This window comes from Acinetobacter sp. BWR-L5, assembly GCF_039655985.1.
GTDB classification, from domain to species: Bacteria; Pseudomonadota; Gammaproteobacteria; order Pseudomonadales; family Moraxellaceae; genus Acinetobacter; species Acinetobacter johnsonii.
This window is the reverse complement of record NZ_JAGFEV010000001.1, coordinates 622,377-642,855: the sequence shown is the minus strand read 5'-3', so window position 1 is coordinate 642,855 and position 20,479 is coordinate 622,377. Positions and strand designations below refer to the sequence as shown.

Here is a 20,479-nt window from a genome sequence, read left to right as displayed (position 1 = left end):
AAAGAATGCAATTGTTGATTGGAGTCGAGTTTATGTCACAGCCTGTTTTAAGCGTTTTACGTGGTCGGTCTTCGGTTATTTTTCGTCATGTTCTTTTGGCAGCAGCCTTGTGTGGTTCAGTCCAAGTTGCCACGGCCAGTACCACAGTCGATCAACTGAGTAATTGTTTGGTGAAGTCAACGACAGCAACAGATAAAACTACCGTGTTGCAGTGGACGTTTGCGGCACTGGCTGCACATCCAGATCTGAAGGTATATAGTAATGTCACCGATGCACAGCGTACACAGCTAGATAAAAACCTCGCACAGGTTTTACAACGTATTTTGGTAGAGCAATGTTCAGCGCAAACAAAAGCCGTGATTCAAGCTGAAGGCTTACAAGCGGTTGGAGACAGTTTTCAGGAACTTGGACAGATTACAGGTGAGGAAATTTTAAAGAATCCTGAAGTGAAAGGACAGTTACAAGGCGTCTTGCGTTATGTGGATTTGAATAAATTGGTCGCGACTTTTTTAACCCCAGAGATTTGGAATAAGCTGGGTGTGACGAGATAGTTGAATTTTTCTAGCAGTGCTTTAAGTTTCTTATTTTTGAGTGAACTTAAAACACTGTTGTTTCTAAAAATATAAGAAGTAAGAATAAGTGTTTATTTGTAAACAACACCGCATTGAATCGCTTAGTTGTCTCCAATTAAAACGTCATTTTGAGTAGTTGATTTGACTTGAGTTTGAGCTTTATCCATTATCTCAATAAATTTAACGCACTCTTCTAATGTAAAAATTTTATCTACAAATTGAAAGCATATGATAATTGAAAAGAAGGTAATTAAGCTTCTTACAAAAAGGTGTAAGCTTTCTCCAGCATTTGTTCCGTACAAAACGTAGATATAAGCAAGTAATGCAAGGATGATTAGATAATAAACGCTTTTTCTTAACTTGATCTGATTCATTTTAGGTGAAAAAACTAAGCGTTCTTCATCGACATGAATATACTTATGTCCAAAATGGAAAGCATCTGTCACGTCTTGGAAATTTAGTTTTTTCTGTTCATGTAACAAGATAAAGTAATCGGCTAACTTTGCACTAATCACAGTTGAACGCGTGAGCGTTTGTGCTGCTTTGTCTTTCAATAATAAAGAAAGTTCCGATTCAGTTTTTTGGTAATAATTGTCTAAATATTCTTTATAAAAATCTAGCTCATCTTTGAATTTTTTACGTTTATGTTCATTGATTGCATGAAGTGTTTTTGGAATAGAAAAAATAGCAATAACTAGTGCAATAATAGCTGCTATAGGATTGATGAATTCCATTTTTATTATTCAAAAATTATGATGTTTTTATTATATAAAAAAGCCTCGATAAATCGAGACTTTTCAATAAATTAAAAGATCAAAAAATCTATTTTTTGATCAAATTTTTATTTTAAAAAAATGATTAAATCATCACAGTCGCTCCTAAAGCTTGAATAAACTGTGCCATCCAAACAGGGTGGGCAGGCCAAGCTGGTGCTGTGATCAAGTGTCCGTCTGTTACAGCTTCTGTCACTTCAATATCCGCATAAGTCCCACCAGCAAGTTTCACCTCGGCTGCGCAGGCAGGGTAAGCTGAACAAGTACGACCTTTGAGTACATCGGCTGCCGCAAGAATTTGAGCACCATGACAAACCGCTGCAATAGGTTTTTTCGCAGTATCAAACTCACGTACGATTTCAAGGATACGTTCATTCATGCGTAAATATTCGGGCGCGCGACCACCGGGAATGACTAAACCAACATAGTCCGGAGTGTGTACGGCTTCAAAGTTGTAATTGATGGCAAAGTTATGACCGCGTTTTTCACTATAGGTTTGCTCACCTTCAAAGTCATGAATGGCTGTGGCGATGCTTTCACCTTCATTTTTATCGGGACAGACGGCGTGTACGGTATAACCGAGACCTGTTAAAAACTGAAAAGGCACCATGGTTTCATAGTCTTCAGCATAGTCACCCACGAGCATTAAAATTTGTTTTGACATCTTTAAACCCTCTTTATTGTTTGTACATATTTATGTTCAATTTTGATCTAAATTAGCACAGTTCAGATGGAATTTTTAAGTCATTCAGTGCTCTTTAGTCGTATAACTGACGTCATTTTTATAAAAAAGCCCCCAATCAATTGAGGCGTTATCACTGTCTGTAAAAGCGTGTTAAATCAACCAGTTTATATATTCATTGATATGAAATTTACTATGCTGAGGTGTTAATAGTCTAATGTGCAGGCTTTGCCCTGATATTCATAACGGTTGACATCATATTTTTGACCATTCCAGCGGTAAACAGCAAAACAAAATCCTGGGCCACCATTTTCAATATCTGGCCAGCCGTCTTTTCCTTTGGTTTTTAGAAAAGTAGGGATGCCCATGTTTTCAAAAATGAGTTTCCATGTTCCCGTTTTTTGCTGAGCAACGATATGGTAGCCGACACCTGTGTTGCCATAGCACATGGTGCTGTAGTCTGAAATAACTGCGTCTTTTAGGCCGTCACCATTGAGGTCTTTGTATGTGGTGATTTCACCTGTGTCGCAGCTACCTTCCCAGCCATGTTTGGTTTTTGCAAAGCCAGCGGCTTTAAATATTTGGCTAGCTTCTTTTGTAGGAACATTGGGTTTAGTTTCTGCAAAGATGGTGGTGCTGAAGAAGGCAAGGGTAGAAAGTGTGAGGATGACTGTTTTCATTTTTGTCCTTTAATTTTGAAAGTAATGGATTTTTTAATTAATAGAATACGTTTAGTGTAGTATTTTTTGGGAATTAAAAACTACTTAATGTAAAAATCCTCTTCTTAGCCCTCACCTTTAAAAAAGGAGAGGGAACAGCGCGAATCAAACTAATCACGAGACAAAGTCTCCCTTTTTAAAAGGGAGATTTAGAGGGGGTGAATTGGTAATGAAAGTTCCATCTACATCTTTGAATAAATTGGATGTGGTGATGGGTGAAAAAAGACCTGAAATTTCAGGTCTTTAAAAAAATCATAATTTATAAAAGGTTATAAGTTTAAACTTTTTAAGAATTTAATATCATTTTCTTGAGTATTTTTATGGCCGATTTTATAAATTAAATAGTTTGCACCATTTTGTAATACATACATTCGACCAGTTTGAGTAAATCCAATTTCCTTGAATTTGGTTCCATTGATATTGCATCGAAAGTTTGCTTTTTCAGGAGTATGTTGCAGCAATCCCATTTGTTTTTCTACAGACATTTCATCAGAAAAAGAAAGTTTTAAGAAGTCTGTAAAGCTATTTTTTTCAAAAATAATATTATTATAATTTTTTTTAAATCTAGCTTTGTAGATATCTGATTTTTTTAAATTGTTATTGATTGACTTATTTTCTAGTAGAGTTATTTTTTCTCGTAATTCTTCATTTTCATTGCTTGTTTTAGATGAATCATTCTTGTATTTTTTTAGTAATTCTATTGTTTTATTATTTTCTTCTTCTAAGAATTTAATTTCTGACTTATATTCTTCAAAGTTTCTAGCTTGTTCTTTATAGCGCTTAAATTCTTCTGTAGCGCTGGTGAAAGTTAATTCACTATTGTTAGATTTAGCTTCTGATTTTGCAATATTTGCAATATTTTTCAATTCTTTATCGCTAAGGGTTTTACCTAAAATTTTTGCTTCTAATAATGCTTTAGCACTATAGCCCAAACCGTAAGTTGCAATATAGACCAATGGAATTGTCGTTAACCCTCCCATAAATGGTAATACTGTTTTATATAATCCTAAAATTGCTTGTTGGGCTAGTAAGCCCCATCCAACAACACCTACTAAATAAGCTATAAATTCTTTTGGATCTTGGCCATCATTTGTTAATCCGATTACTTTGCGCAAATAAACGACCATTACAATTTGGATTGGGGTAAGAATAAAAATATCTGCAAATGGAATTGGTTGAGCAGCTGTTATTGCACAACAAATACTAGTCAAATGAATGACAATAGTAACCTTGCTGTTTTGTGAAATAGATGGATCTTCAACGATATTATCAAGTGTTTGTTTTAGAGAGAGTGATTGTTCCTGTGCTTTTGCATTCATATATTATCCTAAATAAAAACCCCACATTAAGTGAGGTTTTTATATCATGAAATCAATTAATTAGCGATCAAATCAACCAATCAATTTCTTCATTAATTCATTCACTTGCGCAGGGTTAGCTTTACCCTTAGACGCTTTCATCACCTGACCAACAAGACCATTGAAAGCTTTCTCTTTACCAGATTTAAACTCTTCAACCATCTTCTCATTGGCAGTAAGCACGTCTTTAATAATCGCTTCAATCGCACCTGTATCAGTTTCCTGCTTCAAGCCTTTTTCCGCAATAATTTCGTCCGCAGTTTTGCCTTCATCCCACATAAAGCCGAATACTTGCTTCGCAATCTTGCCGCTAATGGTGTTATCCACGATACGCGCAACCATGCCGCCCAGTTTTTCAGCCGAAACAGGGGAATCCGCCAACTCTAAGCCTGCTTTGTTTAAAGCACCAGAGAACTCGCCCATCACCCAGTTTGCAGACACTTTACCTTGTGCAGCACCGCCAGCAGCAGCCACAACCACTTCATAAAAGTCTGACATTTCACGGGTCAGTGTCAATACATGTGCATCGTACTCAGTCACACCAAAGTCCGCGACGAAACGCTCACGACGTGCCGCAGGAAGTTCAGGCAACGCAGCACGAGCTGTTTCAATTTGCGCATCTGAAATAATCACAGGCAGCAAATCAGGGTCTGGGAAGTAGCGATAGTCGTTCGCTTCTTCTTTCGAACGCATTGAGCGTGTTTCCATCTTCACAGGGTCGAATAGACGCGTTTCTTGGTCAATCGTGCCATCCCATTCCAAAATTTCCATTTGGCGTTCAATTTCAACATTGATCGCTTGTTCAATGAAACGGAATGAGTTGAGGTTTTTCAACTCGCAACGTGTACCGAACGGTTGACCCGGACGACGTAACGACACGTTACAGTCAGCACGGAATGAACCTTCCGCCATGTTACCGTCAGAAATACCCAACCAACGCACTAAAGTGTGAATCGACTTGATATAAGCCACCGCTTCTTCAACCGAACGCATATCGGGTTCAGACACGATTTCAAGTAAAGGTGTACCTGCACGGTTTAAGTCGATGCCTGACATACCTTCAAACTGGTCATGGATCGATTTACCTGCATCTTCCTCAAGGTGGGCACGCGTTACGCCAATGCGCTTTACCGTACCATCTTCAAGTTGAATGTCGATATGACCCAAGCCTACAATCGGGTTATCCATCTGGCTAATTTGGTAGCCTTTTGGAGAGTCAGGGTAGAAGTAGTTTTTACGTGCAAACACAGACGCTTGGTCAATGTACGCATCAATACCCAAACCAAAGCGAATGGCTAAATCGACCACTTCTTTATTCAATACAGGCAGTACACCCGGCATTGCCAAGTCAACTAGGCTAGCTTGGGTGTTTGGGTCTTGACCAAATTCAGTTGAAGAGCCTGAGAAGATTTTAGATTGGGTCGCAAGCTGAGTGTGAATTTCGATCCCAATCACGACTTCCCAACCATCAATCAATAATGATTTTGGTTTCTTTTGAGCTTGAGCCATTATGCATTCTCCTCAGCAATTGCCGCACGTTTCGTATGCCAATCCGTCGCTTGTTGGTACTGATGTACCACAGACAACAGTTGAGATTCTGACCAATAGTTACCAATCAGCTGTAAGCCCACAGGTAAGTTGTCTTTGTCAAAACCAACAGGTGCATTAATCGCAGGAAGTCCCGCAAGGTTGACCGCGATGGTGTAAATGTCGCCCAAGTACATTTCAACTGGAGACAAGTTCGCGCCAATTTTATAAGCCGTGGTTGGTGCAGCAGGTGCAGCAATCACATCAACCGATTCAAACGCTTTTAAGAAGTCTTGTTGAATCAGACGACGGACTTTTTGTGCTTTGACATAGTAAGCATCGTAGTAACCCGCAGACAACGCATACGTACCAATCAAGATACGACGTTGCACTTCTGCACCAAAACCTTCAGAACGTGAACGTTTGTATAAGTCCATCAGGTCAACTGGGTTCTCAGCACGGTAGCCATAACGCACGCCATCGTAACGAGACAAGTTTGATGACGCTTCAGCAGGCGCAATCAAGTAATAGGTCGGAACATAAGCTTCAGTCATGTTGAGATCAATCTCAACCAAGGTCGCGCCCATTTCTTCTAACTTTTTCAATGATTCTTCAACGCGGGCTTTCACATCTGCGTCTAAACCAGCGACATTGAAGTATTGCTTTGGAATACCAATGCGTAGACCTTTAACAGATGTGCCGTTTAGGTTCGCCACATAGTCATCAACATCTTTTTCGATAGAGGTTGAGTCTTTCGCGTCATGACCTGCTATGACATTCATGAGGTAGGCACAGTCTTCTGCTGAACGCGCCATTGGCCCGCCCTGATCCAGTGATGATGCATACGCAATCATACCGAAACGAGAGACACGGCCATAACTTGGTTTAAGACCCGTTAAGCCACAGAACGATGCAGGTTGGCGAATTGAACCACCCGTGTCTGTACCTGTTGCAAATGGAGCAAGGTCTGCTGCAACCGCTGCCGCAGAACCACCTGAAGAACCACCTGGTACATGACCTAAGTTCCAAGGGTTTGCTGTAGCGCCGTAGAATGAATTCTCAGAGGTTGAACCCATTGCGAACTCGTCCATGTTCACTTTACCTAAAGTGACTAGACCAGCGGCTTTGCCTTTCGCTACGACGGTGGCGTCGTAAGGAGAGATAAAGTTATCCAACATTTTTGAGCCCGCAGTGGTTTTAATGCCTTGGGTACAAAAAATGTCTTTATGTGCAATCGGCACACCTGTCAATGCGGTTGCTGTACCTGCTTTAATTGCAGCATCGGCAGCATCGGCTTGTGCAAGCGCTTGTTCTGCAGTCACGGTTACATAAGATTTAACTTGTGTATCCAGTTTTGCAATGCGCTTTAAATAATGTTCAGTCAGTTCGCGAGATGAAAATTTAGCCCCAGCTAAACCCTCAGAGAGTTCACGAATCGATAAGCGATGTAAATCTGTCATGAGAAATGTCTTTACGTTAATTTTTACAAAATAATGGTTTAACTGAATAGAAATTATTCAATCACGCGAGGAACTAGGTACAAACCGTCTTGCACTTGCGGTGCAATGGCTTGATATTCATCACGATGATTGGTTTCTGAAACCACATCTTCACGTAAGGGTTGTGGGTGATCAAATGGGCTTTTAAGCGGCTCAACACCATTGGTGTCGATGCCTTTTAAGGTTTCCATCATGCCTAAAATTTTATTTAGACTTTGAGCATATTCAGCAGATTGCGTATCATCTAGCGACAATCGAGCAAGATTGGCGATTGCTGAAACTGTTTGTGCATTTAAATCTGCAGAATGCTGTGCATCCGATGTAGACATAACATCACCTGAGTCAGTATTAAAAAATTTCAAAATATCGTGCGTTATAATAAGCGATTGACTTGTTCAAATCATCACATTTAGTTAAAGTTGCCACCTTGCGTCCACATAAAGTTTAATCGAGAACGTCTCCGTGATTCTAAAAAGACTAATTGGCTTGTTTTCGCCCGATCTAGCCATTGATTTAGGTACAGCAAATACACTTATTTATGCACCAGGACGAGGCATTATATTAAATGAACCGACAGTTGTGGCGATTCGTCACAGTGGTTCACAAAAAATCGTTGCCGCGGTAGGTCTTGATGCAAAGCAAATGCTGGGCCGTACACCTGCAAATATCTCTGCCATTCGTCCAATGAAGGATGGTGTGATTGCCGATTTTGAAGTGACCGAAACTATGCTGAACCAATTTATTGGTAAAGTACATGAAAAACGTCTGTTCCCACCTGCACCTCGTGTTGTGGTGTGTGTGCCTTGTAAATCAACTTTGGTTGAACGTCGTGCTATTCGTGAAGCTGTATTTAATGCAGGCGCGCGTGATGTTCGTTTGATTGAAGAGCCAATGGCTGCTGCAATTGGTGCCGGTATGCCAGTTGAACAAGCATGCGGCTCTATGGTGGTAGATGTTGGTGGTGGTACAACTGAAATTGCGATCATTTCGCTTCAAGGTTGTGTCTATGCTGACTCACTACGTATTGGTGGTGATGTATTTGATGAACAAATCATTAACTACGTACGTAAAGCACATGGTTGCGTGATTGGTGAAACCACCGCTGAAATTATCAAGAAAGAAGTGGGTATGGCTTTACCAGAACCTGATTCTAAAACACTTGAAATTGAAGTTCGCGGCCGTAACCTTGCTGAAGGTGTGCCACGTGCGATCACTGTGACTTCGGACGAAATCACGCAAGCGATTTCTGATCCATTACAAAGTATTGTTTCAGCTGTGAAATCTGCACTTGAGCAAACGCCTCCTGAGCTGTCTTCAGACATCGCTGAGCGCGGTATAGTATTGACAGGTGGTGGTGCATTACTGCGTAACCTCGATAAACTTCTTGCGCAAGAAACAGGCTTACCTGTTGTGGTTGCAGAAGATCCTCTAACGTGCGTCACTCGTGGTGGTGGTAAAGTTTTAGAATTCTTCGATAATCCAAATCACGACATGTTATTTGTAGGCTAATAAAGGAATCGGCGGGTGCAAACAAATCTGTTTTCCAGACAACCGCCATCTTTTCGCTCATTTATCATTGCAGTGATCACATGCTTGGTCGTGCTGTTTTTTAACTGGCGCATGCCGCATGTGATTCAACCTGCAAGAGATGTCTTGTACGCCGCTTATAATCCAATTTATGCCGTAGCAAGTTATCCCGTGTTATCGCGAGAGTGGCTGAATCAACAAACCAAGTCTGAAGCTCAATTGCGCCGTGAAAATACCGCGATGCAAGCCGAGTTATTGCAGGCGCAGGTGCGTTTACAAAAATTATCTGAATTATCTGCGGAAAATACGCGTTTACGCGGTCTGTTAGATACACCTTTGATCATTGATGGTCGTATGGAAATTGCAGAAGTCATTGGGACAGATGCCGATCCATTGCGTCATATTATTGTGGTAAACCGTGGTGCCAACAGTCAGTTGAAGGTCGGGCAAACCGTGCTCGATGACAAAGGTATTATGGGACAGATTATTAATGTCTATCCGCATAGTAGTCGTGTCATGTTGCTTTCAGATAAAGAACATTCTCTTTCGGTTCGCTTAGAGCGATCTGGAATGCGTGCCATTGTTTCAGGGACTGGAGATTTGGGTCATTTGAAAATGGAATACGTGCCGACCAGTGCCGAAATCAAAGTGGGTGAAAAAGTGTATAGCTCTGGTTTAGGTGAGCATTTTCCAGCAGGTTATCTGGTGGGCACCATTTCAAAAATCAGTCGTCATAATTCAGGCGAGTTTGCTCAAATTGATGTTGTTCCTGCTGCACAGTTAGCGGGTGGGCATCATGTCGTTGTGTTATTTTCCGATTCTTTAGCGATGGAGCAACCACATGCCGATCGCTAAACTTCGTGCTGCCAAACAGCGTGACCCCTTATTTCCGATCATTTTTTCGGTGATCATTGCTTCAGTGTTGATGGTTTATCCCTTGTCTTATGCGCTCTCTGGTTGGCGTCCACTGTTTATGATGATGGTGATGCTGTTTTGGGTGCTATGCCAGCCGACATGGAGCGGGATTTGGTTTGCCTTTGCAGTCGGGATTTTCACCGATTTACTACTTGATGCACCTTTGGGCTTAAACGCGCTCAGCTTTGTCCTGATTACATTTGTGTCCCGTTTTTTAACGCGGGAACGTCGAATTATGACCTTTGCCAATATTTGGGTCATCGCTACCTTGGCTGTGATCGCGCATTTGTTTATTACCTGGATCGCACAAATTATGATTGGGGCACAGTTTTCCCTTGCACGTCATTGGCAACCGTTGTTGAGTAGTGTGCTGACTTTCCCTATGGTCTATTTCATCTTGAAGAAATGGCGCGTTTAATTTTAGCATCCAGTTCGCCCCGTCGCCGTGAGCTGCTTGAGCAGCTCGGTCTAGTATTTGATATCTATAGTCCAGATATTGATGAGTCTGTACAAGCAGGCGAGTCGGTAGCTCATTATGTGGAGCGACTGGCATGTGCCAAAGCTGAGGCAGTGCAGCTTCAATATCCTGATGCAATTGTGATTGCTGCCGATACCAGTTTAGGGGTCGATCAAGAGATTTTAGGCAAACCAGAATCTAAGCAGCATGCATTTGAAATGTGGGAAAAAATTTCCGGGCGTAAGCATGATGTATATACTGCGGTTTGTGTCCGTACAAATACGCAAATTTCAAGTATAGTAGTTCGTACTGAAGTCGAATTTCAGCATTTAAGCCTGAATGATATGGAAGCATATTGGGCTACATCTGAACCCATTGGCAAGACGGGAGCCTATGCTATACAAGGCATTGCAGCACGTTATATTCCACGTATAGAGGGAAGCTATAGCAATGTCGTGGGACTTCCGTTGCATGAAACGGTACAATTATTACAGGCAGTTAAGGCACTAAATTAACTGTCTCAAAAGATTTTTTATAATGTTTTGAGTTTGTTATGTCTGACGAGTTATTAATTAACGTCACGCCTATGGAATGTCGCGTCGCGTTAATTGAAAACGGCACGGTCAATGAATTATTTATTGAGCGTACGGTGAAACGTGGTTTAGTGGGCAATATTTATAAAGGTAAAGTGGTTCGTGTTCTTCCGGGAATGCAGGCTGCTTTTGTCGATATCGGGCTGTCACGAACTGCTTTTTTACATATTAATGATATGGTTTGGTCACGTAATCAACCCACCCCGAATGTTTTTGAGCTCTTACAGCCGGGACAAATTCTTACTGTTCAAGTCATGAAAGATATGCTGGGAACCAAAGGGGCTCGGCTTTCAACCGACCTTTCTATTCCTTCGCGCTATTTAGTGATGATGCCTTATGGCAATCATACGGGTGTGTCTCAACGCATTGAGTCTGAAGCTGAACGTGATCGTTTACGTTCGATGATTGAGCGTATTCAAGCGGAACATAAGCTCCCAGGTTCAGTGATTGTTCGTACCGCCGCTGATGGAATTGCGGAAGCTGCTATTGCACAAGATATGGCTTATTTGGCAAAACTTTGGGAATTTATTCAGCGCAAGCAAATCAGTATTGCGGTGCCATCGTTAATTTTTGAAGAACTGCCTTTACCCCAACGCATTATTCGCGATCTTGCGAGTGAAAAGACCGCTAAAATTTCAGTCGACTCGCGTGAAATACATGGCAAGCTCCAAGAGTTCGTAGAAGAATTTGTCCCGAATATCAAAGAACGTCTCATTCACTATCCGGGTGAGCGCCCAATTTTTGACTTGTATAATGTCGAAGAAGACATTCAAAGAGCACTACAGACGCGTGTTGCGTTGAAGTCTGGCGGTTATTTGATGATAGACCAGACTGAAGCTATGACGACTATTGATGTCAATACAGGGTCATATGTGGGTGGCCGCTCTTTAGAAGATACTGTGTTTAAAACCAATATGGAAGCGACACAGGTCATTGCGCGCCAGCTGAGACTACGCAATTTAGGCGGTATTATTATTATCGACTTTATTGACATGCAAGAGCAGGAACATCGAACTGAGGTCATGACTCAGTTTGAGCGGATGCTTGAGCAAGACCATGCAAAAACCAAAATTACACAGGTTTCTGAGCTTGGTTTGGTCGAAATGACACGTAAACGTACGCGTGAATCATTAGAGCACTTATTATGTGAATCTTGCCCGACCTGTCAGGGACGAGGTTATGTGAAAACAGCTGAGTCTGTATGTTACGAAATCTTTCGAGAAATCATGAGATATACACGTGCGTATCAATCTCAGACTGGCTTTACTGTCGTTGCGCATCCATCGGTGATTGACCGCTTATTAACCGCAGAAGCGCCAGCAGTCGCGGATTTAGAGCATTTCATTGGTCGTGTGATTAAATTTCAGGTGGAAAATTTATATACGCAAGAGCAATACGATATCATTCTGAGCTGAAATTGTAACAATATATGGTTAAATAGTTGTTACAACTGAAATTTTACTTTCGATCTTAGATTTTTAATACTAGAAACACGGAAATAGCCAAAGCTTATTCTCCCAAATAGGTTTAGCAAATGAGGTGTGATATGGGTGTTAGAGAAGCAATTATTCAACCTAGTTTGAAACATTTATTAGATGCGAAAGTAACGCATAATGCGTATATTGTGGATGATCAGGGTAAAGAAGTACAAATTACAACTGCCATGATTCGTACTGCGTGTCATCAATTATTAAAACAATGTCGTAGCATTAAAAACTAAGGGGCTTATCGAAGCCCCTTAGTTTTATTGATTATTCTTGTATTTCTGATTCGTTTTGCGGCATCAACTGACCGCTTGCAACTTTGGGCCTTCGACCCCCACAATCGCTTCAAAGCGTTGAATCTCTTCTTCTAAGTGCGTGAGTAGATTCTGCATCTTCGGCAGTGCATTTCGGCAAGCAGTCAAACCAACTTCAAGTTTATCTAAATAACTGGTCATAGTGATGTTGAGTGCCTGACCATCCAAAATGATTGAGGCAGGGTATAGCGCATCGAGTCGTGCCCCGTTCCAATACAATGGTTCACGTGGGCCAGGAACATTTGAAATCACTAGATTAAACGCTTGGCGCTTAGGCAGTAAGCCTGAGGCAATGTTGAGTCCAGCCGCACTATAAACAAACGCACTATAGTTCAAAATTTGGTTTGAGTTCATGCGTTTGAACTTTTCTTTGGCATTTTGCACACTGCGACGAACAATTGCAAGGCGCTCTAAAGGATCCTCTTTATGCGTGCCTAAATTTGCCAAAATCATGGTGATACGATTCGACATAGACGAATCATCATCGCGAACCGAGGCAGGCACCATGGCTATTAAAGGCTTTTTAGGAAGTGCGTCTTGGGACAATAAATATTCACGTAAGGCACCTGAACAAATAGCCAGTACGATGTCATTAATCGTGACACCCAAACTTTTAGAAATATGACGTAAACGGTCAAACTCAAAAGACTGTGCTGCAAAACGGCGGGAGGAGCTAACCCGCTGGTTAAGAATAGAGCTGGGTGCTTGGAAGCTTGAAACATAATCAGGATTACGTCCCATGTCTTTCATGACGGTTTGTGACAATTCATACATGACACGCGGTGTGGACTCAAGCTGGCCCATTACGCCATTCATTATTTTCTTAAAGCGACTAACATTCGGTTCTTTTAAACGCTTCGCACGAGGGCCTTCAACACACCATGGTGGCACAATACTCTTTGCGTTTGGATCTTGTGATAATGATTTTTCCACCAAACGCATACCCGCAATACCATCCACCATCGCATGGTGAATTTTGAAGTACATGGCAAAACGATTCCCTTCAATGCCTTCAATAATATGACAGGTCCATAACGGTTTAGCGCGGTCAATTAAACTACTGTGTTCCTGTGAAATGTAAGTGAGCAGTTCAAGAATACGCCCCGGTTGTGGGAGTGCGATATGACGAAAATGGTGATCAAGATCAAACTCTTCATCTTCATCCCAAAATAAACCGTTGAGTTTGTTGTTAAATGGAGGAATAGGAATAGATTTGGAGTTACGAATATCTGCAACTAAATTTTGAATGAAGCTGGCAGGTGCATTTTCAGGGATTTGGAATAAGAATAATCCACCGACATGCATGGGTTGCTGGCGTTTTTCAAGCGATAAAAAAATAAAGTCAATCGGATGTAATGGACGCATAGTCTGGATTGCCTCACTGCAATATCTGACCGCTCCTATGTGAGCAATCTTGTTAGAATTATAGAACTTAAAGCTAGTATATCGATTTTTTTTAACAATGGGAGCGCTTTGTGTGTATCCATTGGTTGCGAAAAACCACTGCGAAGCAGTGGTTTTGGTCTTTACTTTTTCAAATTACCTGCATGCAGGCCACATTCTTTGTGTGTCGCTTCCTCCCACCACCAACGTCCTTCACGTTCATGTTGGTTTGGTAGCACTGGACGTGTACATGGTTCACAGCCGATAGAAATAAAACCGCGTTCATGTAATGGGTTATAAGGCACTTCCATCATGCGGATGTAGCTCCACACATCGGCACTGGACCAGTTGGCAAGAGGATTGTATTTAATCAACTGTTTGCCTTCACCTGAAAATCCTACATCTGCTTGAACAACTGGAATCTCAGTTCGTGTGCCGGGACTTTGGTCTTTACGTTGACCCGTAATCCAACCATCTAAAGTCGCCAATTTTTTACGTAAAGGCTGAACTTTACGGATACCACAACACTCTTTATGATCATCTTGATAAAAGCTGAATAAACCTTTTTCATTGACCAGTTGTTGAACGGCATCTGCTTCTGGGAAACAAATTTCGATATTAATGTTGTAGTGTTTACGTACAGTCTCGATAAATTGATAGGTTTCTGCATGTAAACGTCCAGTGTCTAAGCTAAAGACACGAAAGGGTTTACCTAAGTTAGCAGCCATATCAATAAGTACGACATCTTCTGCACCTGAAAACGAGATGGCAATTTCACCCGTTTGATTTAGTGCGAGTGCTAAAATTTCACTTGGCGATTTATCAGCATATTCAGCTGCGAGAGCATCAACAAGATCAATAGTTGGAATGGTTGTCATGAGTATCCTGGCAATAGGCTTGGAATCTAACAAGACCTATATTACGTTATTTGCTGCGTATTTTAATAGAGTTGAAATAAGCCACTTATCACTAAAAAATAAATGCTTATGAAAAAAATAGATTTAAAAAACATCAATGCATTAGACAAATATTAAGCTATGATAGTTCAAAATTTTTCCACGTAAATAAAAGGGAGTATTCATGGAAGTTGTTTGCCTTGATCTAGAAGGGGTGTTAGTTCCAGAGATTTGGATTAACTTTGCTAAAAAAACAGGCATTAAAGCGCTTGAAGCAACCACACGTGATATTCCTGATTATGATGTGCTCATGACACAGCGTTTGAATATATTAAAAGAACATGGTTTAGGCTTAAATGATATTCAAGAAGTCATTGCTGAGATGGGCCCATTTCCAGGCGCAAAAGAATTTGTTGAATGGTTACGTACACATTTTCAGCTGATTATTTTGTCAGACACTTTCTATGAGTTTGCACACCCATTAATGAAACAACTGGGCTGGCCAACGATTTTTTGCCATAAGTTAGAAACTGATGAAAAGGGTATGATTACAGCCTATAAGCTCCGCCAACCTGACCAAAAACGTGAAGCAGTTAAAGGATTGCATGGACTAAATTACCGTGTGATTGCCGCAGGTGATTCTTATAATGACACGACTATGTTAGGTGAAGCGGATAAAGGTTTTTTGTTTGATGCACCAGAAAATGTGATTAAAGAGTTCCCGCAATTCCCTGCAATTCATGGTTATGAAGCTTTAAAAGAGGCAATTCGTAATGCTTCAGTTCGTGATATCCCGGCTTAAAACAAACAAGCCATATCCACGAAAATAAAAAGGCGCATCTCAATAGATGCGCCTTTTTATTGGATCTGATGCTACGGTTTAGAATTTATAACCAAATTTTAAACCATAAGCGATAGCATCATTATCGCTGAAGTCGCCAACAACTGTACCGCCAGTTTGAGCTTTTGCATCACCCAACCAGAAGTATTTTACACCTGCTTGTACGAAATAGTTTTCAGCTGGGCTGTATTGACCACCTAAACCTACGCTCCAGAAGCCTTCAACAGGACCTAAAGTGGTTACAGGGTTACCGGCACCAGAATCCCAACCTACAGATGCAGAACCAGACCATTTGCTAGTAAATTTATGACCTACACCAACGGTTGCAGAAATTTGATCATCTGAGTAGTCAATTAAATTCTGAGCCTTACCTTTAGCGAGTTTACTGGCACTTGCTAAAGCTGCTGGGCTTACTGCAAACTGATCCCAATGTACCCAACGTACATTAGCAAAAGCTAAAGTATCTTTTGCAATACCTGTTTGGAAATCAAGGTTCACAGATTGTGGTGTAACCACTTCTGTTTGGCTTGTCACAGAACGTAGATCAATACCGTATGATGGAATATAGATATTTGATGTTTCAGTTGTATCTAATTCATGTTTAATTTCAGAACGGTAAGTAACAGCAGCTTTTAGTGCAATTTCAGGGATTTGGTAAGCTGCACCAGCTAACCAACCAACTGCATCATCTTCTTTTAGGTCAATGTTGTAGCCAGAAAGTAATGAGTAGGCTGTACCGCGTAAAGATACATTACCTTTAACTGTTTGGTAAACAGGACCTGCGTAGATGTTCCAGTTTTCGGTTGGCTGGTAACCTACAATTAATGAAAGATTATTGGTGCGTACTTTTACACTTGTTCCTTCAGTACCATCACCAAAAGCGCCTAGATCTGATGAATATTGTGAGTCAGCACCATAAGGTTGGTCATAAAGTAAACCGAAAGAAAAATGGTCGGTTGCTTGAACTTTAAGTGCAGCAGATGGGAAATAATAGTCATCCGCCATGTCAGTAACAGTTGCGCCGTTGTTGCTTTTGCCACTTACACTTGGGTCGAGCACACTAATCGATGCTTCTGCATAATTTCCAGATTGTAGAAATGGCAGAATAGATTGACCTGAACGATCAAGACCTGCAGCAAATACTGAAGTTGTTGGGATTAAGCTGAGCAAAATAGCAGAGCGAAGAGCTGTAAGCTTCATAGGGAACATTCCTTGTTGTAGCTTTATGTAAGTGATTGGCACGAAAAGTAACATAAATACAAAAAGAGTAAATGCTCAACTACGGTTGTAAAATGAACTGAAAAGTTAAAAATTGTACTTGTGTAGAGTAAAAACACTAAAAAAAAATATTAATTTTATGATTTATATGGATTTATTTTTAGATGCTGAGTGGCTGATTGAATATTATGCAAAATGTTTAAGTGTTTATTTGTTGCTCAAATGAATCACAAGTGTATAAAAAAGAGCGTGGATGTCATTGTTGAAAAGGAAAAAACCATCTTTACAGATGGTTTTTTCCTTTTTAGAAATTAGAAGCGGTAACCGATCTTTAAGCCGTATGCTAAAGCATCGTTGTCTTCAAAAGTGCCCGCTGCTGAATGTGCTCCTGTTTGAGCATCAGCATCGCCTAACCAGAAGTACTTTACACCACCAGCAATAAAGGTTGCTGGGGTTGGGCTATATTGAACACCTAAACCTACATTCCAGTAGCCTTCAGTTGGACCAAGAGTGGTTACAGGGTTGCCTGCACCAGAGTCCCAACCTACAGAAACGTTACCCGCCCATTGATCATTTAGTTTACGTCCTACACCAGTAGTTACTGACCATTGATCATCAGAGTAATCAACTAAATTAAAGCCATTTGGTTTCCCTAATGCAGGAAGTAATCCGCCAGCCAACTGTGATAGTGCGCCGAATTGAGTTGGTTGGATTTTAAAGTCTTTCCAATTGACCCAGCGGATATTGGCAAAGGCAACAGTATTTTCCATAATGCCAGATTGCAAGTCTAAATTGACAGATTGTGGTGTCGTAATGCGCGTTTTGCCATCTGCATTTTTAATAGCATCAACTTGGCTTTGAGTAACAGCACCGCCAGAAACCAATAATGTACCAAGTGGGTCAATTAAAGGAATATTTTCTTTAGCATCGACATCATGATCAATTTCAGAGCGATAAGTAATAGAAGCCTTTAATGCAATTTCAGGAATTTGATAAGCAATACCTGCTAGCCAGCCCACATCACCTGTTTCTTTGATACCTGCATCGTAGCCATTATATAAGCTATATGCTTGGCCTCGGAGTGAAACACTTCCTTTAATCGTCTGATAGACTGCGCCACCATAAAGGTTCCAGTTTTCAGTCGGCTGATAACCAAAAATAAAGTTCAGGCTTTGAGTATCCACTTCAACAGAAGTATTGCCTTCGATTGGTGTAGCTAAACCTATTGCAACAGGTACACCATTCACGACTATAGGCCCCAACGCTGACCCACCAGTCACTACTGGTAAGCCACCTGTTAATGCTGTTCCAGGCATTACACCGTCTGATGCGCTGGCAACAAAGTTATTTTTACCAGTATATTCTGCATCTGCACCAAATGGTTGGTCGTATAATAAACCAAAAGAGATATGATCGGTCAGTTGTAGTTTAAGCGCAGCGCTAGGGAAATAATAGTCACCCGCCATATCACCTGTATTATTGCCAGAATTATCTTTACCAGATACATCTGGATCTAATACAGAAATACCCGCTTCAAAGTAGTTACCCGGTTGTAAGAATGCAGAGATAGACTGACCTGAACGATCTAGAGCAGCGGCAAATGCTCCTGTCATTGGTACAGTTGCTAGAATCATTGCTGTAGTTAAAGTCTTTAATTTCATTCTACGTCTTTCCTTGAGGTGCAAATGCAAATGTTTGTTGCTCATTTTGTGTTTATGTTTTTTGGCTTTTGGAGAAGTCGGTTAACCGAAATCATTTGTTACTCCGTGTCACAAAAATAGCACAATTAAAATAAGAGTAAATGCTCTAGACATAACTAATCAGTTCAAAAAGTGATCACAATAGAGTTTTTATACTAAAAAAACATATTTTTTAAACTTAAGTTAATGAAAAATATAAATATATAATTTGAAATATAAAATTTATTTTTTGGTTAAAAATTACTCAATTAAGCGTGAACATAAATCCTTTTTGCGATGCGTATCACTGTTTTTCTTTACTGTTTTATAATACAAAATTATATTTTTTAAATCATTTATCGATTATTTTTATATAAGATCAAGTTATTGTTCTTTACATGATTAATATTGTCTACAGCAGCAATGATAATTGTTGCGGAATATTGTGCTGTGTTATAAAAAATATATAAAAGTTGAATCAAATATTAAGAGCAAAAATCCTTAGTTTTAAATATAGATGAATGAAGACAGATGGTCATTAAGCGGTGTAATCAGCACTCTATCTTGGCTTAAATAAGTTATCGTTTTGTTATACTGTTAAAAGCATAATTTATTAAAAAATTTAGAGTTTTAGTTCGCTATCGCTCTACTGTGAACCATAAATGATTAGAAGGATGGGCTTTGTTGTACAAACCTATTCTTAAAGCCATCTTTAGCAATATAATTTCCGAATGAAGAAGCCAGCACCTAAAATTTACCGTACAAGCAATTGCTCCACATATAACCGAGTTCTCATTAATCGTGGAAATATTGCCATTTGGTTTGATCTTGAAACTCAGAGGTATGCTCATTATTGAACAAAGTAGCAAAACCAGAAGTCATACAATATGGCTTCGACTTTTGTCTCTTAACTCGGTTGGAGGAACGCCAAACCAACTTTTAAAGTTGCGACTAAAAATAGATAACTCTGCATAGCCCAACTGTAGAGCAATATCCGTCAAATTCACATTGCCTGCATCAAGCATACGAAGTGCTTCTTTTTTTCGGACATTTTCGAGTATATCTCGATAGTTTGTTCCTTGCATTTTTAAAGTGCGTTGAAGCTTTTTCGGATGCATGCCCATACATAGTGCGATATTTTCAATGCTGCAGTCTCCTGTCGCCATCAGCATGCGGACTGAACTCTCTATCAGTGCCGTATTATCTTCAGTTTTGGTACTGCTTTGTGTTTCAAGCTGTTGTACGATCAGCTGATTGATGGCATCTTCATTAAAATTATAGGGTTTATAACTTAAAAAGCTTGCGGGAAAATAAAGCGCATCCTCATCGGTTTCAAACTCTACCTGACATGAAAAATGTGCTTGGAAAGTTTGAGCACTTTTTTGTGGTGCTTTTTGCTTGAAGCAAATTTTTTCTGCATGCCACTGTGGGCCAATCAAATCTTTGAGAATATTCGCGACAAGGCAAATGGCCAGTTGTGATTTTTGTGGTACATCGGTGTTGTATTCACTTAATCGAACAAAGTTCAACTTACAGAGTAGAGCATTATGCTGCGAAACGTGGAAGACAATGCCTTCAGCATGTAAATAGACATATTTTTGCGCCACGCTTAAGGCTTCAAGTATGCTCGTTTGTCGGGACATGTAGACGCCAATCAAACCGATTGTGCTAATATTTTGGAGTGCGCCGAGTTTTAAACCGAAGCAGTCATCCTGACAGGCTAAGGCCGCTTTTTCCAATAAATTTAAATAATGATCATAATGAATAAATGAATCTGGATCGCGGAGTAAAGCAGGTAAAATCCCGATCTCTTTCAAGATTTCTATAGGGTTGATGCCATAACTACGGACTAAGTCTTCAAAACCGCCGAGGCTGGCTGCACGAATATAACTTCCCATCACAACATTCCGTGTTGTCCTAAAAGATCAATTTAGTGTCCTAAAAAGTCAAGCATAATTCAAGCCATTTGTTAAAGTAGGATAAGAGATTATCTCAACCAACATAGAAAAGAAGTATTAAATCACCATTTTTAGCCGTGAAAG

The 20,479-nt window shown here is 40.3% G+C and carries 20 protein-coding genes and 1 pseudogene; 9 read left to right on the top strand and 12 right to left on the bottom strand.

Going from position 1 to position 20,479, the window contains the following annotated elements:
• The first annotated feature begins 32 nt into the window (after positions 1-32).
• The gene (locus JZ787_RS03150; RefSeq protein WP_346311629.1) at positions 33-551 is read left to right on the top strand and encodes a hypothetical protein; all 519 of its coding nucleotides are present in this window, start codon (positions 33-35) and stop codon (positions 549-551) included.
• A gap of 122 nt (positions 552-673) precedes the next feature.
• On the opposite strand, the gene JZ787_RS03145 is transcribed toward JZ787_RS03150, so the two are convergent.
• The 7 genes from JZ787_RS03145 to gatC all read right to left on the bottom strand — a co-directional run bounded on the left by JZ787_RS03145 (position 674) and on the right by gatC (position 7,459).
• Positions 674-1,306, bottom strand: a complete 633-nt coding sequence (locus tag JZ787_RS03145) for a hypothetical protein (RefSeq protein WP_238894111.1) — start codon at positions 1,304-1,306, stop codon at positions 674-676.
• Positions 1,307-1,430: 124 nt separating this feature from the next.
• Positions 1,431-2,009: a DJ-1/PfpI family protein gene (locus JZ787_RS03140; RefSeq protein WP_346311628.1), complete on the bottom strand. Its 579-nt coding sequence runs from the start codon at positions 2,007-2,009 to the stop codon at positions 1,431-1,433.
• A gap of 224 nt (positions 2,010-2,233) precedes the next feature.
• Positions 2,234-2,707 (bottom strand): hypothetical protein, encoded by a 474-nt coding sequence (locus tag JZ787_RS03135; RefSeq protein ID WP_346311627.1) that lies wholly within the window; start codon positions 2,705-2,707, stop codon positions 2,234-2,236.
• A 308-nt stretch (positions 2,708-3,015) separates the two neighbouring features.
• Positions 3,016-4,065 carry a hypothetical protein gene (locus JZ787_RS03130; RefSeq protein ID WP_346311626.1) on the bottom strand — a complete coding sequence of 350 codons (1,050 nt, stop codon included), beginning with the start codon at positions 4,063-4,065 and terminating at the stop codon, positions 3,016-3,018.
• A gap of 72 nt (positions 4,066-4,137) precedes the next feature.
• Positions 4,138-5,613 carry an Asp-tRNA(Asn)/Glu-tRNA(Gln) amidotransferase subunit GatB gene (gene gatB, locus JZ787_RS03125; protein ID WP_346311625.1) on the bottom strand — a complete coding sequence of 492 codons (1,476 nt, stop codon included), beginning with the start codon at positions 5,611-5,613 and terminating at the stop codon, positions 4,138-4,140.
• Positions 5,613-7,091 (bottom strand): Asp-tRNA(Asn)/Glu-tRNA(Gln) amidotransferase subunit GatA, encoded by a 1,479-nt coding sequence (gene gatA / locus JZ787_RS03120; protein WP_346311624.1) that lies wholly within the window; start codon positions 7,089-7,091, stop codon positions 5,613-5,615. Before gatA ends, gatB begins: the two co-directional genes overlap by 1 nt.
• A 53-nt stretch (positions 7,092-7,144) precedes the next feature.
• Positions 7,145-7,459, bottom strand: a complete 315-nt coding sequence (gatC, locus tag JZ787_RS03115; protein WP_062034404.1) for an Asp-tRNA(Asn)/Glu-tRNA(Gln) amidotransferase subunit GatC — start codon at positions 7,457-7,459, stop codon at positions 7,145-7,147.
• Positions 7,460-7,592: 133 nt separating this feature from the next.
• Here gatC and JZ787_RS03110 point away from each other — a divergent pair, with 133 nt between their 5' ends.
• From JZ787_RS03110 to JZ787_RS03085, 6 genes are all read left to right on the top strand, one after another.
• Positions 7,593-8,639 carry a rod shape-determining protein gene (locus tag JZ787_RS03110; RefSeq protein ID WP_087527717.1) on the top strand — a complete coding sequence of 349 codons (1,047 nt, stop codon included), beginning with the start codon at positions 7,593-7,595 and terminating at the stop codon, positions 8,637-8,639.
• 15 nt (positions 8,640-8,654) lie between these two features.
• The gene (gene mreC, locus JZ787_RS03105) at positions 8,655-9,512 is read left to right on the top strand and encodes a rod shape-determining protein MreC (RefSeq protein ID WP_004694667.1); all 858 of its coding nucleotides are present in this window, start codon (positions 8,655-8,657) and stop codon (positions 9,510-9,512) included.
• Complete coding sequence (gene mreD, locus JZ787_RS03100; RefSeq protein ID WP_058952196.1) at positions 9,499-9,990, top strand: rod shape-determining protein MreD; 492 nt, start codon at positions 9,499-9,501, stop codon at positions 9,988-9,990. The genes mreC and mreD overlap by 14 nt, the downstream gene beginning before the upstream one ends.
• The gene (locus tag JZ787_RS03095) at positions 9,978-10,544 is read left to right on the top strand and encodes a Maf family nucleotide pyrophosphatase (protein WP_346311623.1); all 567 of its coding nucleotides are present in this window, start codon (positions 9,978-9,980) and stop codon (positions 10,542-10,544) included. The genes mreD and JZ787_RS03095 overlap by 13 nt, the downstream gene beginning before the upstream one ends.
• A 38-nt stretch (positions 10,545-10,582) precedes the next feature.
• Positions 10,583-12,037 carry a ribonuclease G gene (gene rng, locus JZ787_RS03090; RefSeq protein ID WP_004981336.1) on the top strand — a complete coding sequence of 485 codons (1,455 nt, stop codon included), beginning with the start codon at positions 10,583-10,585 and terminating at the stop codon, positions 12,035-12,037.
• A gap of 131 nt (positions 12,038-12,168) precedes the next feature.
• The gene (locus tag JZ787_RS03085) at positions 12,169-12,342 is read left to right on the top strand and encodes a PA1571 family protein (protein ID WP_162841312.1); all 174 of its coding nucleotides are present in this window, start codon (positions 12,169-12,171) and stop codon (positions 12,340-12,342) included.
• 63 nt (positions 12,343-12,405) lie between these two features.
• Here JZ787_RS03085 and JZ787_RS03080 read toward each other — a convergent pair whose 3' ends face one another.
• Together JZ787_RS03080 and JZ787_RS03075 are read right to left on the bottom strand one after the other, a co-directional pair.
• On the bottom strand, positions 12,406-13,785 hold the full coding sequence (locus JZ787_RS03080; protein WP_178896256.1) for a wax ester/triacylglycerol synthase family O-acyltransferase: 1,380 nt from the start codon (positions 13,783-13,785) through the stop codon (positions 12,406-12,408).
• A gap of 161 nt (positions 13,786-13,946) precedes the next feature.
• Entirely contained in the window at positions 13,947-14,681 is a 735-nt protein-coding gene (locus tag JZ787_RS03075; RefSeq protein ID WP_004694654.1) for a phosphoadenylyl-sulfate reductase, read from the bottom strand.
• 202 nt (positions 14,682-14,883) lie between these two features.
• Between JZ787_RS03075 and thrH the strand changes: the two genes are divergently transcribed.
• Complete coding sequence (gene thrH, locus JZ787_RS03070; protein WP_078426022.1) at positions 14,884-15,501, top strand: bifunctional phosphoserine phosphatase/homoserine phosphotransferase ThrH; 618 nt, start codon at positions 14,884-14,886, stop codon at positions 15,499-15,501.
• Positions 15,502-15,579: 78 nt separating this feature from the next.
• On the opposite strand, the gene JZ787_RS03065 is transcribed toward thrH, so the two are convergent.
• Both JZ787_RS03065 and JZ787_RS03060 read right to left on the bottom strand, forming a co-directional pair.
• Positions 15,580-16,740 (bottom strand): outer membrane protein transport protein, encoded by a 1,161-nt coding sequence (locus tag JZ787_RS03065; protein ID WP_346311622.1) that lies wholly within the window; start codon positions 16,738-16,740, stop codon positions 15,580-15,582.
• 329 nt (positions 16,741-17,069) lie between these two features.
• A complete protein-coding gene (locus JZ787_RS03060) occupies positions 17,070-18,419 on the bottom strand; it encodes an outer membrane protein transport protein (RefSeq protein WP_346311621.1) in 1,350 nt (449 codons plus the stop codon).
• Positions 18,420-19,168: 749 nt separating this feature from the next.
• Here JZ787_RS03060 and JZ787_RS03055 point away from each other — a divergent pair.
• Positions 19,169-19,285, top strand: a pseudogene (locus tag JZ787_RS03055) (IS5/IS1182 family transposase); the annotation flags it as partial.
• Positions 19,286-19,315: 30 nt separating this feature from the next.
• On the opposite strand, the gene JZ787_RS03050 reads toward JZ787_RS03055, so the two are convergent.
• Positions 19,316-20,335, bottom strand: coding sequence for an AraC family transcriptional regulator (locus JZ787_RS03050; protein WP_346311620.1), 1,020 nt, complete (start codon positions 20,333-20,335; stop codon positions 19,316-19,318).
• Positions 20,336-20,479: the final 144 nt, after the last annotated feature.